This window comes from Nannocystis exedens (assembly GCF_002343915.1).
Lineage (GTDB): Bacteria > Myxococcota_A > Polyangia > Nannocystales > Nannocystaceae > Nannocystis > Nannocystis exedens.
The window spans coordinates 4,628,076-4,643,767 of sequence record NZ_NETK01000001.1 but is presented as its reverse complement, the minus strand read 5'-3'; the positions used below and the strand labels follow the sequence as shown (position 1 = coordinate 4,643,767).

The following is a 15,692-nucleotide window of genomic DNA, read 5'->3' as shown; positions in this document are numbered from 1 at the left end:
CCTCGGCGGATTTGCGGCGGGTGTGCGGATCGGGGTCGGCGTCGAGGGCGGCCGGGGCGCGGGTCGACATCCGCCCATAAGCAGGAGAGCTGCGACGAGGCCGGCTGAACGCACGCGGAGCTCGAGGATAGCACGCGCGTCCCGGCGGACGACCGAGCCCGCGCTCGGGGCCGCGTCAGTCCTCGAAGGCGCGCAGCTCGAGGCCCGAGACGAAGAAGCAGCGCTCGCGAAAATCACCGCCGCCGACGCAGGCGTGGACGCGTTCGCTGAGGTACAGCTTGCCCCACGCGCCGCAGTCCTGGGCCATCTTCGAGGCGACGTTGACCGGCATGCCGGCGATGTCCTTGCCGCCGCCGGCGAGGTCGAACACCAGCACGGGCCCCTGGTCGATGCCGATCCGGCAACCGATGCCGTCGTCGGCGAGCTCGCGGCGGAAGGTCCGGGCGAACTGGAGCGCGCGGGCGGGCTCGTCGAAGGTGTAGATGCCGATCGGCCCGCTGACCTTGACCTCGCTCCCGTGCGCGGCGCCCAGGTGACGCAGCCCCGCGTCCTTCATCCTCGCCGACAGCGAGAGGTTGTCGAACAGCGCGACGGCCCGGCTGTCGGCGTCCTGCGCGTGACGCTCGATCAGGACCACGATTTCGTGCCGCGTGTACCTGGCGGTCATCTCGCGCGCCAGCTCGCGGTCGCCGAGGCGGCCGGCGAGGCGCGTGAGGTCGGCGTGGAAGACGTCCGAGTAGGGGATCGGGTAGCGCTTGCCGCTGAATGTCCCGAGGGACAGGCGCGGGCCGTCGACGACGCGCCACAACGGGCCGAGCCCGTCGGCCTCGCCGACGGCGATCAGCGTGAAGTCGTGCGCGGGCGGCAGGCGGCCGACCACGGCCTGGCTGACGACGATCTCGCCGCCGGTCACGTGGTCCTCGGCGAGTCTTTCGATCGCGTCCGACGCGTCGCCGTAGAGGCCGCCGCTGGCGCTGTAGAAGTCGCCGAAGTGGGCGGCGAGGCCGATCTTGATCGCGCAGCGGCGGGCGACCTGGTCCTGCACGGACAGCAACGCGGCGAGCAGGCGCTCGGCCGGGACCGCGGCCGGATAGAACATCTGCGTGTTGTCGGCCGCCCAGATCCCCACGCTCTCGCCGCCGATCGCCAGGCCGTGGTCGTATACGATCGCCTTCGGCTGATCGATGATGGCGAGGATCTCCAGCAAGCCGCGCTCGGCGGTGAGGCGCGTGAGCCCGGCCGAGTCGGACACGACGTTGAAGCCGGTGACACGGCAGGCCGTGAGCAGCCGCAGCGCGTCGGCCTCGGTCTGCTCGCTCTCCCACCACCGCTCGAGCAAGCGCAGCGGGAGCCCGCCGACGATGTCCTGGGCGAGGTCGAACAGCGCGGGCGAGTACTGCGTGCGGGCGAACTTGGCGGCCAAGGCGAGCGCCCTCGTGGGTAGCAAGCCGCCGCGAGGTTGACAAGCGCGCGAGCGCCGGCGAGGCGCCGACGTCGGCGGAGGATATCGACAGGGCGACGTCGAATGCGCCTAACAATCGCGTCCGCGCCTCGTTGGCGGGCTGCGACCAGGAGGTCCCGTGGACGATCACGACAGCGAGGACTTAATGAAATTTAACCATGTCTTGCCGCGGTCGCGCTGCTCGCGGGCTGCGGCGACGACGGCAGCAGCACGACCGACAGCCCCGAAGACGCGACCCAGGAGCCGCCGACCAGCGGCAAGGCGGCGACGCGAGAATGGTTGGCCGCCGGCCACGACAAGCAATGGGCCTGCGAGGCCAGCGCCCACGACGCGACGATCGGCGCGTCGCCGCACGGGAAGCAGGGGATCTGCAGCAACGACGCGCTGGCGGCCCACGGCGACGCCGAGTACCCGATCGGCGCGGCGGCGGTGAAGGAGCTGTACGACCCGAGGGGGCGAGCGTCATCGGCTACGCGGTCTACCGCCACGTGAAACCAGGGACCGACGGCGGCAGCTGGTACTGGTACGAGGAGGTGCCGGCCGATCACCCGGCGCCGCACGACGAGGACGGGATCGTGGCCGACGGCCTCGGCGACGCCGCCCGGCGATGAGCATCTGCGTGGGCTGCCACCAGGCGGCCGGCAGCGACGCCGACCACCCCGGGCACGACTTCGTGTACGTGCAGGTGCAGTGATTCGCGGTACGATGCCGCTCGCGTGAGCGAGGCGACCCTCGACGACGCGGCGCTGCTGGCCGGATTCGTGGCAGCGACCCTGCCGGGGCCGGCGTTCGGGCACCGCGAACACGTGCGCGTGGCGTTCCTGTTCCTGCGCGCGCACGGCGACTTCGGGGCGGCGGCCGTGGCCTTCCGCGCGGCGCTGCGCCGGTTCGTCGCCGCGCTCGGGGCCGAGGACCGCTACCACGAGACGCTGACCTGGGCCTATCTGGCGCTGGTCCACGAGCACATGGACGGGCACGACGACGCCGACTCGCTGGCGTTCCTGCGCCGCTGCCCTCGGCTGGGGCAGCACCGCGGAGGCGAGCTCGAGGCGCGCTGCGACGTGGCGGCGTTGTTGGCGTCTCCGCTGGCCCGCCGCGTGCTCGTGTGGCCCTCGCGCTAGCGTGATCGTCACGGGGGGATGATGCAGAAGCAGGTCGCCGGTGCGCCGCCGTTGTTGCACAGGGACACGGCGGGGTCGGACATGGTCTCCGCGACGTAGTCCTCCAACATGGGGGTCGGCAGCAGCGGGTTGTTGAACGCCCACAGGTACTCGAGCCCGATGCCCTGGGGGAGCGCCGTGATCGACTGCAGGGCGTCGTTTTGATAGAGGCTCAGGCCGCCGAGCGCGGTGAGGCCCTCGAGGCCGTGCAGGTCGATCAGGGCGTCGTTGCCCTGCGCATCGCAGTAGCCGATCTCGAGCTGCTCGCTGATGATCGTCAGGCCGGCGAGGGCGGCGAGGCTCGCCAGCTTCGGGTTGCCCTCGAACCTCAGGGTCGCGACCTGCGTGAGCGTCTGGAGGCCGTCCAGGGTGGCGAGCTGCGGATTGCCGGAGATCTGCAGCTCGCCGGCTTGCACGAGCGCCTGGAGCCCGTCCAGGGTGGCGAGCTTCGCGTTGTCGAGCAGCCACGCGTGGTCGCTCACGGATGACAGGCCGTCCAGGCCCGAGAGGTCGACGAGACCGGCGTTGTCACGGAGCTCCAGCCGCCCGAGCGCCTCGACCGACTCGAGCCCCTGTAAATCCGTAAGCAGCGGGAGGCCGCTGATGGACAGCCCCGCCAGGTCCGGCGCGAGGATGTCGGCGAGGGGGCTCAGGTCGGCGAGCTTCGGGCTGTAGCCGATGTCCAGATAGCCGCTGAAGCCGGTGATGCCGGCGAGGCTGGCGAGCGAGCTCAGGTCGGCGTTGTCGACGAGGGTGAGGCTCCAGCCGGGTTCGATGATCCCGGTGAGGCCCGTGAGGTCGGTGAGCGCGTCGCAGCCCGCGATGCTCACCAGCTTGACGTGCTGCAACGCCTGCAGGTCACTGATGTCGGTGAGCGAAGGGTTGTCGTGGATGTACAAGAACGCGGTCGTGTCGATGCCCTCGACGATCTGCAGGCCCGCGAGGCCGTCGAGGGACGCGAGCTCGGCGTTATTCTCGATCCGGACCTTGCCGCCGACCCGCTGCAGGTGCTCGAGCGATTTGAAGGAGATGAGCGACTGGGTGTTCTGGATCAGGAGGTCGCCGGTGATCTCGACGATGCACTGCAGGCTCGCCGGGTCGGTGTCGTCGAAGATCTCGAGCGGGCCCTCGAAGATGATGGCCTCGTCGCAACCGACCGGCCTGCCGGTGCTGCTGCTCGTGTCCTCGCCGGTGCTGGTGCTCGTGGTCGAGGGATCGACGGCGGTCGTGCTCGAGGGGCCGACCGTGGTGGCCGGCGATTCCGTGGTCGTCGGTTCGCTGCTGGTCGGCGGATCGGTCACCGAAGCGGTGACGCTGGTCTGCGAGGCAGACTCCGAGCCCGGGCCGGGTGCGCTCGTCGTGGCGGTCGCGTCCGTCTCGCCGGTCCCTGTCTCGTCCATGCCGATCGGGTCCTGGCAGCCGAACAAGAAGATCCCCAGGCCAAACCATGCGCGCCGCATACCCATCCTCCGAGGATGCCTGCATCGGCGCCGCCTGGCCAGGACTCTCCCGCCCCCGAACGCAACCGCCTCGGCCCGCCGGCCGCTGCCGGGCTCGGCGCCGTCGGGCGCGGAGCGGCGCTCTTCGGGGCCGGATGACCCGGGCGACGCAGAGCGCGGGGCGGATCAGCCCACATGCTCTCACGCCCCGGTGCGGCTCGGCAGCCGACCTGTCCCCGGGGACAGGTCGATGGCGCCGGTCACTTCGCGCCGCTCAAGTTGTTCGCGGCGAACTCGTCGAGCTCGGCCACGGTCGCGCGCATGAACCGGCGCTTCTCGTGGTAGGGCAGGAACGCGCTCTTGAAGCCGTTGAGGATCACCTGGCGCAGGGCGGCGAAGTCGAAGTCGAGCTCGGTGTGGAGCAGGTGGAGCTCGCGCGACACGGTGGTGCCGGTGATCAGGCGGTTGTCGGTGTTGACGGTGATGCGCGCGCCGAGGTCGAAGTAGAGGCGCAGCGGGTGCTCGGCGATGCTGTTGACGGCGCCGGTCTGCACGTTCGACGACGGGCAGCACTCGAGCGGGATCCGGTGGTCGACCACGTAGCGGAGCAGGTCGCCGTCCTCGCGCAGGCGGCAGCCGTGGCCGATCCGGTGGGCGCCGCACACGTGCAGCGCCTGCGCGATCGAGGCCGGGCCGTAGGCCTCGCCGGCGTGGATCGTGACGTTGATGTTGTTCTGGCGCACGAGGTTGAAGGCCTCGTGGTGGTCCTTGGGCGGGTAGTCGTACTCGGCGCCGGCGAGGTCGAAGCCGACCACGCCGCGGTTCTTGTAAGCGACCACGAGCTCGGCCATCCGCAGCGAGGACTCGGGCGAGATGTTGCGGATCCCGCACAGGATCAGGTTGCTCTCGATGTTGTAGGCCTGCTGGGCGTCGTGCAGGCCGCGCAGCACGGTCTCGACCACGCGGGTGAGGCCGAGCCTGCGCCGGGTGTGCAGCATCGGCGAGTAGCGGACCTCCATGTAGCGCACGTTCTCGGCGGCGGCGTCGGCGGCGAGCTCGAAGGCGGCGCGGTAGAGGGCCTCCTCGTCCTGCAGCACCTGCAGGGTGACGTCGAAGGCCTTGAGGTAGGCGACCAGGCTGCCGGCGTTCTGCCCGAGGTGCATGGCGGCGCCGAGCCCCTCCGGGGTGTCGGCGGGCAGCGCGACGCCGCGCTCGCGCGCGAGCTCGAGGATCGTGCCGAGCCGCATCGAGCCGTCGAGGTGGACGTGCAGGTCGGTCTTCGGCAGCTGCTGGATCTGCGCGAGCGTGAGGGTCGCTCCGGCGGTCATGCTGGTCTTTCGGTCAGGTGGTGTAGATCGCCGGCTTGAGCACGCCGATGTACGGGAGGTTGCGGTAGTGGCCGCGGTAGTCGAGGCCGTAGCCGACCACGAACTCGTTGGGGCAGGGGAAGCCGACGTGGCGGACCTGCAGCGGCCGCTTGCGCGCCTCGTGCTTGTCGAGCAGGGCGCAGATCTCGAGCGAGGCCGGGTGGCGCGTCCGCAAGATGTCGCACAGGTAATCGAGGGTCAGGCCGCTGTCGACGATGTCCTCGACCAGGACGATGTGGCGGCCGGTGGCGGCGCTGCCGAGGTCCTTCAAGATCCGCACCTCACCCGAGGAGGTGGTGCGGTCGCCGTACGACGAGACGGCCATGAAGTCGATCGACAGCGGGATGTTCATGTGCCGCACGAGGTCGGCCATGAACAACAGGCTGCCGCTCAAGATGCCGACCATCAGCGGGTCCTTGTCGGCGTACTCGCTCGCCAGCGTGCGCCCGAGCTGCGCGACGCGCTCGTGGATCTGCTTCTCGGTCAGGAGGATCTTCGAGAGGTCCGCGGTGAGGCCGCCCTGCCAGGTGTCCGTGGTCGTGTGTGTCATGCGCGCTCGTGCGCGCGAGGATACACGAGCGGGGCGGGCGCGTCAGCCCGCGCGCGGGGCCTTCATGGCGCCGTGGAGCGTGCTGCCGGCCCGGTTCGCCGAGCTCCACGCGGGCGCTGCGTGGCGGCCGCGATCGCAGGCGCCGGGTCGAGGCCGGTCGCGCGGCGAGCTGCGGGGCGTACGGCCGAGGTCCGCCGCGGATGCGGAGGGCGACGGCGCGAGCAGACGACGCGGTGAGGCGAGCAACCGGACAGCGGTGTCCGTTTCGCGGCGGCGCTCAGGGGGCGGGCGGGGCGAGCAGCGGGCGCGGGGCGCCGAGGGTCAGCGAGGGGCGCGGCTCGGGGGCGGCGGGCAGGGCGGTGGGCTCCGGCAGGCCCTTGATGTAGACGTCGTGCTTCGAGTACGGGATCTCGATGCCGGCGGCGGTCAGGGCCTTGTACACGCGGCAGTTGAGGTTGTCGAGCACGTCCTCCAGGAGGCCCGGCTGGACGATCCACACCATCAGCGAGAACTCGAGGCCCGAGGCGCCGAAGCTGGTAAACACGACCGTGGGGGCCGGCTCGGGGCAGATGTGCGGCTGTCCCTTGGGACAGTCGAGGAGCACGGCGCGCACGAGGTCGATGTCGGAGCCGTAGGCGACCGAGACCTTGATCGCCACGCGCTCCTTCTCGGCCGGGCCGGCGCTCTCGTTGACGACCTTGGAGTTGCCGATGATCGAGTTGGGGACGGTGATCTCGATGTTGTCGCGGGTGAGGATCCGGGTCGAGCGCAGGCCGATGTCGGTGACGCGGCCGCGGGAGCCGTCGTCGAACTTGATCATGTCGCCGATCTTGTAGGGCGCGTCGGCGAGGATGAAGATGCCGGCGAACAGGTTGGCCAGCGAGTCCTTGGCGGCGAAGCCGACGGCGATGCCGACGATGCCGGCCGAGGCGAGCCAGCCGGTGACGTCGACCTTCCACGCGAGCAGGGCGAAGTAGGTGGCGCCGCCGAACAGGATCAGCTTGGCGAACATGTCGAACAGCGGCAGCGTGCGCGGCTGGAGGAACGCGCCGTCGCCGGCGCGCTGGCTGAAGTGGCGCAGCACGAGCGTGGCGATCCGGAAGGCCGCCCGCGTCCACACGATCACGGCCACGGTCTCGAGCAGCGGGTCGCTGATGTGCCTGAAGCGGGCGGCGGTGTCGACGATGCTGGTCGCCCAGCGCAGCCCGACCAGCAGCACGGTGATGAAGACCGGGCGCCGCAAGATGGCGACGATCTGGTCGTCGAGGTCGGTCTTGGTCTTCCGCACCAGGATCAGCACGACGCCGCGGAAGAACAGCTCGACGAGGAAGGCGGCGACGAAGGAGCCGAGGAGGACGGCGGCCGCGCGGATCGGGGGGACTTCGAGCAGCTCGAGCAGCGCTTCGGGCATACGCGGACGACCGAGGATGCCGCGCCGCTGGGCCGCGGTTCAAGTCATGAGAGGGGATACACGACTCGGAGTGAGGTCTTGAGACCTCAGGGGCCCAGAGCGGCGCGCACGGCGTCGGCGAGCGCGCGCGAGGACTCCGGCGCGGGGCCGCCCTCGACGTGGACGATCCGTCCGTCGCGGCCGAGCACCAGCGTCGTCGGCAGCGCGCCGAGCTGCAAGCGAGCCGCGAGGGCGCCCTGCGGATCCCAGCCGAGCTCGAAGCCGTGGAGGCGGAGGTCGGGCTCGGGGCTGAGGCTGCTGCGGTCGCCGTCGAGGGCGACGACGACGACGGCGAGGCGAGCGGCGCCGTACTCGCGCAAGAGGTCGTTGTAGCGGGCGAAGCTCGCCGGCCACGAGGGCAGCGCGGCGCTGGTGAGCTCGAGGACGACGACGCGGCCGCGCAGGCTCGGCAGCGGCAAGCCGGGGCCGGCGAGCAGGGGCACGGTGAGGTCGAGGACCTCGCCGGCGGCGTGGCGGATCGGCTGCGCGGGCTGGACGGGGGCGTCGGGCGGCGGGGGTTCGGGCGGCGGGGCGGTCTGCGGGCGCGTACACGCGGCGGTCAGCGCCGCGAGCGCGGCGGGCAGGAGCACGCGTGACGAGAGGCTCATGCGTCGTGGACCGTGTCGACCAGGAGGCGGGCGATGGCCGGGTCGGTGTGGCGGGAGATCCCATGGCCGAGGTTGAAGATGTGGGCCCGGGCGCGCCGGCCGGCGGCGACCACCCCCCGCGCCTTGCGCTCGACCAGCGCCGGCGGGCCGAGCAGCGCGAACGGGTCGAGGTTGCCCTGCACGACCCGCTCGGGGCCGACGACGTCGATCGCCCGCGCCATGTCGATCGACCAGTCGACGCCGATGACGTCGGCCGGCATCTCGGCCGAGTACGCGAGCAGGTTGGCGTTGCCGCGGGTGAACATGATCAGCGGCACGCCGAACTCGCGCACGGCGGCGCACAGCCGGGCGGTGTGCGGCTGGACGTGCTCGCGGTAGTCGTCGGGCGCGAGCGCCCCGGCCCAGCTGTCGAACACCTGCAGCGCGTCGGCCCCGGCCTCGACCTGGCCGCGCAGGTAGTCGATCAGCAGGTCGGTCAGCCGCTCCATCAGCTGTCCGAAGAGACCTGGCTCGCAGAACATGAGCGCCTTGACATGTTCGAACTCGCGGCTGGTCTTGCCCTCGACGAGGTAGCTGAGGGTGGTGAAGGGGGCGCCGCAGAAGCCGATCAGCGGCACGCGGTCGGCGAGGGCGGCCTTGCAGGCGCGCACGGCGGCGTAGACGTAGTGGCAGGCCTCGCGCGGGTCCATCCACTGCAGACGGTCGACGTCGGCGCGGGTGCGCACGGGGGCGGCGATCACCGGCGAGGGCTCGAAGCGGACGTCGACGCCGAGGGCGTCGAACACGACGAGGATGTCGGAGAACAGGATCGCGGCGTCGACGCCGAGGCGGTCGATCGGCTGCAGCGTGACCTCGGCGCACAGGTCGGGGGTCCGGCACAGCTCCTCGAAGCTGACCCTGGCCCGGACCGCGCGGTACTCGGGGAGGTAGCGCCCGGCCTGTCTCATGAGCCAGATCGGTGTCCGCTCGGGGCGTTCGCCGCGGCAGGCGCGGAGGAAGCTGTCGTTTTGCATGACCCGGGCACGATAGCGCACCCTGGGGGGCGCGGGGCCCCGCGGCCGGGGCGCGGACGCACACGCGGCGCCCCGCGAGCGGTTCGGCGCGGCCCCTGGCGCCTCCGCGGGCCCTTTGCCATCCTTCGCTCATGCGACTTAGATCTCTCTTGTGGATGTCCAGCCTCGGCCTCGCCTGTTCGACGGCCGCGCCGCAGAGCAGCGAGACCCTCGGCAACACCACCGCGACCGCGTCGAACACCGACGGCACCGGCGAGACCGCCGGGCAGTCGACGCCGGGGTCGAGCGCCACCGACTCGCCGGACACCAGCCTCGACCCGACGGGCGGCACCGGGACGACGGACGCCTCCACGACCGCGCTCTCGGCGACGACCGGCGAGCCGACCACCACGGTCGAGACCAGCACGGCGGCGCCGACCACCACCGAGGCGATGAGCACGACCGGCGAGACGACGGTCGCGACCACCAGTGAGACGACCGACCCGGGCGACACCTCCACCACCAGCGGGACCGGCACCGAGGGGACGACCGGCGGCATGGGCGGGGGGCCGTGCGAGGTCGACGCCGACTGCAAGCTGCACGACGACTGCTGCTCGTGCTACGGCATCCCCAACGATCAGAACGACCCGATCTGCAAGGCCGAGTGCGAGGAGACGCAGTGCCAGCAGATCGGCATCGACGAGGCCCGGTGCGTGCTCGGCCAGTGCACCACCGAGAAGGTCGACTGCAGCAGCGAGGTCGCCTGCGACTCGCTGCCGCCCGACTGTCCGCCCGGCACGCTGCCGGGCATCGAGGGCGCGTGCTGGAGCGGCGCCTGCGTGCCGGTGATCTCGTGCGACAAGGTGCCCGACTGCAAGCTGTGCCCCGATACGCAGATGTGCGTCGAGTTCCAGGCGTTCATCAACGATCACACGTGCCTGCCGCTGCCCACCGAGTGCGGCGGCAAGGTCAACTGCGAGTGCGCCGGCGAGGCCTGCGTGGAGCCGTTCGGGCTCTGCGGCGCGGGGGCGGGCGACGTCGACCTGGGGTGCGCGTGCCCGGCCTGCTGAGGCGCCCGGCTCGGCGCGAGCGAGCGCCGCGGACGCGTGGCCGCGGCGCTACGGCCGGCAGCGCTCGGGCGACCACAAGTGCGCGGCGCGACCCTCGAGGAAGCGGACGCAGAGGTCGGGGTAGATGATGTCGAAGGCGCCGAAGGGGCCGAGCTCGACGAGCTGGTCGGGCTTGCCGCGCACGGCCTCGACCTCGGCGAGCGACATGCCGGCGTGGATCTTGCCGACGCCCTTCTCGTACTCGGCGATCTCGTCGGCGACGCCGAGCATCCGCTCGCCTCGCCGCGTGCGCGGGACGGTGTAGCGCGCGGTCACTTCGTAGGTGCCGCCGATGTGACCGGGGTGCCAGCGGGCGAGGATGAAGACCAGGTCGTCGTCGTCGAAGGCGTGGAAGAACCACGCGACGTGGCCCTCCTCGCGCGCGGTCCGCTGCAGCTCCTCGCGCGCCCGCTCCTGCAGGCGCAGCGCCTCGCGCCAGGAGAGCGACTCGTGGGGGGCGCTGTCGATGCCGGCGAAGACGACGTGGACGAGGCCCTTGGGCACCTCGTGCAGCCGGCCGCCGTCGGGGTTGGTGGCGCAGGCGACGGCGAGGAGGGCGAGCGCGAGCGAGCTCCGCTTCAACATCGCGGCGGATCGTAGCCGGGGAACACGGCGCCCACCAGCCGGGCCTCGTGCGCCAGGAGCCACCGCTTGCGCTCGAGGCCGCCCCCGTAGCCGACGAGGCTGCGATCGCTGCCGACGACGCGGTGACAGGGGACGATGATCGGGATCGGGTTCTTGTTGTTGGCGCCGCCGACGGCCCGCGTGGCAGTGGGCCGCCCCATGGCCCGGGCGATGTCGGCGTAGCTGCAGATCGCGCCGAACTCGACGGCCATCAGCGCGGCCCACACGGCCCGCTGAAACTCGCTGCCCTCGGCGCCCAGCGGGACCTCGAAGCGTCGCCGAGCGCCGGCGAAGTATTCGTCGAGCTCGCGCCGGGCCTGCTGCAGCACGGGGTCGTCGTCTCGCTCGACGCCGTAGGCGGCAGGGGCCGGCTCGTCGCGCCGCTCGGTCAAGTGGACGCGGCGCAACACTCCCCCGCCGGCGACGAGCCGCATATCGCCGATCGGGCTGGACATCCATGTCCAAAAGGTCATTGTCATGAGATGTTCCTCGGGACAGGTTCGGAGAGGTGGGCGAGGGCGACCCGGGAGGTGTCAGGGCGCGGCTCGCCCGAGGGTGTACACCGGGGCGCCGACGCGCGCCGCCGAATTCGCGCATCGGCGCGAAAACGGGGTCTCAAGCCCGAAATTGCGGGGCGCCCGGCCGACCCGGACGTCGGCGAAGACGCGGACGCGGCGCGCCCCGAGGGCTGGAGACCGAGGCGATGCGCTCGCGAGGAGGACTCGCGGCGGGGAGACCCGTGATCGATGCGGTGGGCTCGGAGGAGGCTCGTGACGCGACGGGCGCAGCGCGAACAGGGAAGCGAGCGCTGCGACCGAGGAAGGCGAGCGCCCGTGACCGGGGCGGTGCGCTCGGAGGAGGCTCGCGGCGACAGATCGCGAGGCGAGCGAGGAAAGCGAGCGCTGCGACCGACAGGGCGCGAGCGGGGCCGAGGCGGTGCGCCCGGAGGAGGCTGGCGCGGCGACGATCGCGGGGCGAGCGGGGAGCGAGCGCAGCGATTGACGCGGGGGTGAGCGGCTCGCGCTCGCGATGGTCGCGCCGCACGGAGGATGCATGCAGGTCGCGAGACGACGCGACCTCGCGAGCGCGCGCAGCGATCGCGCGAGCGTGCTCGCGGGCGCGAGCGTGCGGCCGTGCTCGCTCGCGGCCGCACGAGCGTGCGCAGCAGATCGCGCAGCGACGCTGGATGCAACGCGCGCCGCGGTCGGGGTAAAACGGGCAGATGCTGCACGTCGCCGCGGCCCCCGAGCTGTTCGACCACACCCTCTGGGTAAGCGCCACCGACGACCGCCGCGAGGAGCTGGCGCAGCTGGTCGCGGCGGAGCTCGGGCCCGAGTTCTTTCATTACGAGGGCCTGCGGCGCTACGGCCAGGCGAGCGCGCCGGTGGCGGTGTTCGTCCACGCGACGGTCGGCGAGATGAGTTTGGTGCCGGGCGGCGGCTTCGACATGGGTCTGTCGCCCGAGGAGGAGGAGGCGATCCGCGCCGCCCGCGACCGGGCCGAGGCGGCCGCCGAAGACTTCGACCAGGAGTTCGATCTGCTGCTCAGCGAGATCGGGCAAATGCGTCCGCTGCACCGCGTGGTGGTGCCGCCGTTCTTGATCGCCCAGCGCGTGCTGAGCATCGGCCGGGCGCTGCGGTGGTTGCCGAACCTGCGCGACCCACTGTACGGCAACGTGCCGAAGGCGCCGGCGCACCTGACTCCGGAGCAGATCACGGCGGTGCTGCTCGGCACGGGGCTGCGACTGCCGGCGGAGGCCGAGCTCGAGTACGCGGCGCGCGGCGGACTGCGCCGCCGCCTGCTGCCGTGGGGCGACGAGCTGCCCGACGACGCGACGATCGAGGCGATGCTGGCCGACGACGAGGGCGCGACGCACAACGCGTTCGGTCTCCACGGCTACGGCCTCTACCCGGAGCTGTGCGCCGACCACTGGCACGAGCACTACCGCGGCGCCCCGGACGACGGGGCGCCCTGGCTCGGCTCCGGGATGCACGTGGTCCGCGGCGGCGCCGGCGATTGCTACCCCTGGCAAGACTGCGGCGAGTGGAACCTGATGCTCTGCGCGATGCGCATGACCGAACGCGCGGCCGAATTCGGGGCGACGGTGCGGCTGGTCCACGGGCTCGGCGAACACGAGAGCGCGAGCGCGGAGATGGCTGAAGAGACAGGTGATGCGAAGGGGCCGGAACGGAAGGCGAGCGCGAAGCGGACGGGGAAGACGGCCGGGGTGAAGAAGGCGGGGAAGGCGGCGGCGAAGAAGTCGAAGGCGGAGGCCGGTGCGACGAAGTCCAGGGTGAGCAAGCCTGGGGGCAAGAAGGCCGGTGCGAAGAAGGCGGGGAAGGCGGCGACGAAGAAGGCCGGTGCGAAGAAGGCGAAGAAGGCGGCGACGAAGAAGGCCGGGAAGGCGGCGGCCGGTGTGACGAAGTCCGGGGTGAGCAAGCTCGCGGGCGAGAAGGCCGGCGTGAAGAAGGCGGCGACAAAGAAGGCGGGCAAGAAGACGGCGACGAAGGCTGCGGGCGCGACGATGTCCGGCGTGCGCGAGTCCGGCGCGAAGAAAGCGGGCAGGGCGGCGACGAAGAGGACGGTCGTGAAGAAATCGAAGACAGCGTCCGCGCAAAAAGCGGGGGCGAAGTAGACGACGGGCGTGCTCCGAGGGGGTGAGCGTCGAGTCGTTCTGCGAGAACGTGGTCGTCTCGCGGCCCAAGCGCCCGAGTCTGCGCAATCCTCTCATCCCCGGCGGAGCTCGAGCAGCGCTGCCTCAAGAAGGACCGCGACAAGCGCTTCTCCTCGGTGCGAGAGCTGGCGCAGGCGCTCGCGGCCTTCGCCGCGCCCGCGGCCGACCGGAGCGGACGCGCGGGCAGCCGCGAACCGCTCGACTCGAGCCGTTCGATGGCCGGCGCGCCGCGGAAGGGGCCGCGCGACGGCGGCTCCTCCGGGCGCCCGTCGTCGCCTCAGAACGGGTGAGCCGCCTGCGGGTCGGTCTCGGGCGCGTGTTTGATCTTGCCCTTGCGGCCGATCTTGATGTTGACCATCTCGATCGCCACCGAGTAGGCCATCGCGAAGTAGATGTAGCCCTTGGGCACGTGGATCTCGAACGCCTCGGCGGTCAGCAGCAGGCCGATCGTCAGCAGGAAGCTGAGGGCCAGCACCTTGATGGTCGGGTGGCGGTCGACGAACACGGCGATCGACTTGCTCGCCAGGAGCATGACCCCGAGGGCCAGCACGTTGGCCGCGACCATGATCCACAGGTCCTGGGCCATGCCGACGGCGGTGATGACGGAGTCGATCGAGAACACCAGGTCGAGCAGGAGGATCTGGAAGATCACGCCGCCGACGGTGACCGCGCCCCTGGCCGCGACGTGGCTCTCGGAGTCGCCCTCGATCTTGTCGTGCAGCTCCTTGGTGGACTTGTAGATCAGGAACAGACCGCCGAGCAGCAGCACGACCTCCTTGCCGGTGAAGGGGTGGCCGAGCAGCTCGAAGAACGGCTGGTCGAGGTGCATGATCCAGCTGAGCGTCGCCAGCAGGCCCAGGCGGGTGACGAAGGCGCCCATGAGGCCGATCCGGCGGGCGCGATCGCGGCTGGCCTCGGGCAGCTTCCCGACCAGGATCGAGATGAAGATGATGTTGTCGAGCCCGAGCACGATCTCGAGGGCCGAGAGCGTGAGCAGGCTGATCCAGACCTCGGGTGTGGCGAGTGAGGCGGGGTCGAACACGGCCCCGTAGCCTAACCCGGTTTCGCCGCGGCGAGCCGGCGAGCCGGAGCGGGGGCGGCAGACGACGAGCTCAGCCGACCGCGCGGTAGGGGTGCTCCGGCGCGCTCGCCAGCAGGGCCCGCTCGCAGCCCTCGATGTCGCCGATCAGGGCCAGGAGGAGCCGCTGCACCGCCTCGACGTCGGGCACCGCGAACGGCTCGAGCGCGGGCGCGCGGACGCATCGTCGCACCGCGCGGCCGAGCTCCGCGCGTCGCTCGCCGAACTCCCGCGCGGTGTAGCCGTAGGCCTCGAGCCGCCGCTGCTCGGGCTCGGGCAGGGCGTCGTAGGCCTGCAGCCACGCGCTCGCGGCCGACCAGGCGTCGGCCAGCGCGAGCCGGAATCGGAAGTCCCGAACGCATCCGAAGGCGACGTCCGGGTCGACGATGAGCACCGTCGCGACCTGCCGCGCGCTGGCCACGAGGCGCACGCGGCCGGCGTGGCCGTGCCCGAGCAGCTGCTCGAGCGCGTCGCCGAGGTGCGCCGGGGCCGGGCGTCGGGCCTCGACGCGCGGCAGGTCGCCGCGCATGCGATGGAACCGCCACTGCCCTCGCGCCCACAAGGCCGACCGCACGGCGCCGTAGACGAACATGAAGGCGAGGAGGACGAGCGACACTCGAGCTTCACCATAGCGCAGGTCGGGCGCGAGGGGGCGAGGAGCGGGCCGCGCGGTCGGGCCCCGCACACCCCCGGGGCGGAGGAGGTACGACCCCGCCGACGACGAGCTGTCTACCTCGCCGCTCGCGCAAATGCCGCTCGCGGTCCGGCGTGGCAGGGTGCCCCATGGTTCGCCAGCGCGCATCGGTGTACAAGGTGCGCGGAGCAATCATGCATCGTCTGTATCGAGTCATTGCGGTAGGTATGTTTTTCACGGCGGCTGCTTGCGCCTCGAAGTCGTCCAAGGACGACAGCGCGCGCGAGAAGATCCTCAACCAGGCGGCGTTCGACCTGCAGTGCGATCGCGCCAACCTGACGGCGCAGAAGATCAGCGACGACCACGAGATGATGGGCGTCAAGAACACGACCTGGGGCGTCCGCGGCTGCGACAAGCAGGCGACCTACAAGTCGTCGTGCGGCATGGGCAACTGCAATATCTTCAACGAGGCTCAGCTGAGCAACAAGTGACCGCGGCGGGCGCTGCGCGCTTCCCGTCCCGACGTAAAAACACGTAGCGTAGAA

General features: G+C 71.5%; 17 protein-coding genes. 6 read left to right on the top strand and 11 right to left on the bottom strand.

Annotated features, from left to right (window positions below; all coding sequences use genetic code 11):
* Positions 1–175 precede the first annotated feature (175 nt).
* Positions 176–1,423: a family 3 adenylate cyclase gene (locus NAEX_RS18235; RefSeq protein ID WP_096328752.1), complete on the bottom strand. Its 1,248-nt coding sequence runs from the start codon at positions 1,421–1,423 to the stop codon at positions 176–178.
* Between the two features lie 318 nt (positions 1,424–1,741).
* Here NAEX_RS18235 and NAEX_RS18230 point away from each other — a divergent pair, with 318 nt between their 5' ends.
* The 3 genes from NAEX_RS18230 to NAEX_RS18225 all read left to right on the top strand — a co-directional run bounded on the left by NAEX_RS18230 (position 1,742) and on the right by NAEX_RS18225 (position 2,583).
* Complete coding sequence (locus tag NAEX_RS18230) at positions 1,742–1,954, top strand: hypothetical protein (protein WP_096328751.1); 213 nt, start codon at positions 1,742–1,744, stop codon at positions 1,952–1,954.
* Positions 1,951–2,073, top strand: a complete 123-nt coding sequence (locus NAEX_RS53845) for a hypothetical protein (protein WP_256254079.1) — start codon at positions 1,951–1,953, stop codon at positions 2,071–2,073. Before NAEX_RS18230 ends, NAEX_RS53845 begins: the two co-directional genes overlap by 4 nt.
* A 105-nt stretch (positions 2,074–2,178) precedes the next feature.
* Complete coding sequence (locus tag NAEX_RS18225) at positions 2,179–2,583, top strand: hypothetical protein (RefSeq protein WP_096328750.1); 405 nt, start codon at positions 2,179–2,181, stop codon at positions 2,581–2,583.
* 8 nt (positions 2,584–2,591) lie between these two features.
* On the opposite strand, the gene NAEX_RS18220 is transcribed toward NAEX_RS18225, so the two are convergent.
* The 6 genes from NAEX_RS18220 to hemE form a co-directional block, all read right to left on the bottom strand.
* Positions 2,592–4,082: a hypothetical protein gene (locus NAEX_RS18220; protein ID WP_096328749.1), complete on the bottom strand. Its 1,491-nt coding sequence runs from the start codon at positions 4,080–4,082 to the stop codon at positions 2,592–2,594.
* A gap of 239 nt (positions 4,083–4,321) precedes the next feature.
* Entirely contained in the window at positions 4,322–5,389 is a 1,068-nt protein-coding gene (gene add, locus NAEX_RS18215) for an adenosine deaminase (protein WP_096328748.1), read from the bottom strand.
* Positions 5,390–5,402: 13 nt separating this feature from the next.
* The gene (hpt, locus tag NAEX_RS18210) at positions 5,403–5,978 is read right to left on the bottom strand and encodes a hypoxanthine phosphoribosyltransferase (protein WP_096328747.1); all 576 of its coding nucleotides are present in this window, start codon (positions 5,976–5,978) and stop codon (positions 5,403–5,405) included.
* Between the two features lie 277 nt (positions 5,979–6,255).
* Positions 6,256–7,389 (bottom strand): mechanosensitive ion channel family protein, encoded by a 1,134-nt coding sequence (locus NAEX_RS18205; protein WP_096328746.1) that lies wholly within the window; start codon positions 7,387–7,389, stop codon positions 6,256–6,258.
* 86 nt (positions 7,390–7,475) lie between these two features.
* A complete protein-coding gene (locus NAEX_RS18200; RefSeq protein WP_100793221.1) occupies positions 7,476–8,036 on the bottom strand; it encodes a TlpA family protein disulfide reductase in 561 nt (186 codons plus the stop codon).
* Positions 8,033–9,049, bottom strand: coding sequence for a uroporphyrinogen decarboxylase (gene hemE, locus NAEX_RS18195; protein WP_096328744.1), 1,017 nt, complete (start codon positions 9,047–9,049; stop codon positions 8,033–8,035). Before hemE ends, NAEX_RS18200 begins: the two co-directional genes overlap by 4 nt.
* Positions 9,050–9,180: 131 nt before the next feature.
* Here hemE and NAEX_RS18190 point away from each other — a divergent pair, with 131 nt between their 5' ends.
* Positions 9,181–10,098 (top strand): hypothetical protein, encoded by a 918-nt coding sequence (locus NAEX_RS18190; RefSeq protein WP_143140913.1) that lies wholly within the window; start codon positions 9,181–9,183, stop codon positions 10,096–10,098.
* Positions 10,099–10,146: 48 nt separating this feature from the next.
* Here the strand turns inward: NAEX_RS18190 and NAEX_RS18185 are convergent, their stop codons facing one another.
* Positions 10,147–10,722, bottom strand: a complete 576-nt coding sequence (locus NAEX_RS18185) for a hypothetical protein (RefSeq protein ID WP_143140914.1) — start codon at positions 10,720–10,722, stop codon at positions 10,147–10,149.
* Positions 10,716–11,234, bottom strand: a complete 519-nt coding sequence (locus NAEX_RS18180) for a methylated-DNA--[protein]-cysteine S-methyltransferase (protein WP_245913754.1) — start codon at positions 11,232–11,234, stop codon at positions 10,716–10,718. Before NAEX_RS18180 ends, NAEX_RS18185 begins: the two co-directional genes overlap by 7 nt.
* Before the next feature lie 749 nt (positions 11,235–11,983).
* On the opposite strand from NAEX_RS18180, the gene NAEX_RS52155 reads away from it, so the two are divergent.
* Positions 11,984–13,396, top strand: coding sequence for a formylglycine-generating enzyme family protein (locus NAEX_RS52155; RefSeq protein ID WP_096328740.1), 1,413 nt, complete (start codon positions 11,984–11,986; stop codon positions 13,394–13,396).
* Between the two features lie 316 nt (positions 13,397–13,712).
* Here NAEX_RS52155 and NAEX_RS18170 read toward each other — a convergent pair whose 3' ends face one another.
* A complete protein-coding gene (locus tag NAEX_RS18170; protein ID WP_096328739.1) occupies positions 13,713–14,477 on the bottom strand; it encodes a TerC family protein in 765 nt (254 codons plus the stop codon).
* Positions 14,478–14,547: 70 nt separating this feature from the next.
* Positions 14,548–15,129 (bottom strand): hypothetical protein, encoded by a 582-nt coding sequence (locus NAEX_RS18165; RefSeq protein WP_096328738.1) that lies wholly within the window; start codon positions 15,127–15,129, stop codon positions 14,548–14,550.
* Positions 15,130–15,374: 245 nt separating this feature from the next.
* On the opposite strand from NAEX_RS18165, the gene NAEX_RS18160 reads away from it, so the two are divergent.
* A complete protein-coding gene (locus tag NAEX_RS18160; RefSeq protein WP_096328737.1) occupies positions 15,375–15,638 on the top strand; it encodes a hypothetical protein in 264 nt (87 codons plus the stop codon).
* Positions 15,639–15,692: the final 54 nt, after the last annotated feature.

What these genes read in the sequence shown, in the direction of transcription:
- NAEX_RS18220 (WP_096328749.1), bottom strand. Translation starts at nt 4,082, where the DNA reads ATGCGGCGCGCATGGTTTGGCCTGGGGATCTTCTTGTTCGGCTGCCAG.
- add (WP_096328748.1), bottom strand. Translation starts at nt 5,389, where the DNA reads ATGACCGCCGGAGCGACCCTCACGCTCGCGCAGATCCAGCAGCTGCCG.
- hpt (WP_096328747.1), bottom strand. Translation starts at nt 5,978, where the DNA reads ATGACACACACGACCACGGACACCTGGCAGGGCGGCCTCACCGCGGAC.
- NAEX_RS18205 (WP_096328746.1), bottom strand. Translation starts at nt 7,389, where the DNA reads ATGCCCGAAGCGCTGCTCGAGCTGCTCGAAGTCCCCCCGATCCGCGCG.
- NAEX_RS18200 (WP_100793221.1), bottom strand. Translation starts at nt 8,036, where the DNA reads ATGAGCCTCTCGTCACGCGTGCTCCTGCCCGCCGCGCTCGCGGCGCTG.
- hemE (WP_096328744.1), bottom strand. Translation starts at nt 9,049, where the DNA reads ATGCAAAACGACAGCTTCCTCCGCGCCTGCCGCGGCGAACGCCCCGAG.
- NAEX_RS18190 (WP_143140913.1), top strand. Translation starts at nt 9,181, where the DNA reads ATGCGACTTAGATCTCTCTTGTGGATGTCCAGCCTCGGCCTCGCCTGT.
- NAEX_RS18185 (WP_143140914.1), bottom strand. Translation starts at nt 10,722, where the DNA reads ATGTTGAAGCGGAGCTCGCTCGCGCTCGCCCTCCTCGCCGTCGCCTGC.
- NAEX_RS18180 (WP_245913754.1), bottom strand. Translation starts at nt 11,234, where the DNA reads ATGACCTTTTGGACATGGATGTCCAGCCCGATCGGCGATATGCGGCTC.
- NAEX_RS52155 (WP_096328740.1), top strand. Translation starts at nt 11,984, where the DNA reads ATGCTGCACGTCGCCGCGGCCCCCGAGCTGTTCGACCACACCCTCTGG.
- NAEX_RS18160 (WP_096328737.1), top strand. Translation starts at nt 15,375, where the DNA reads ATGTTTTTCACGGCGGCTGCTTGCGCCTCGAAGTCGTCCAAGGACGAC.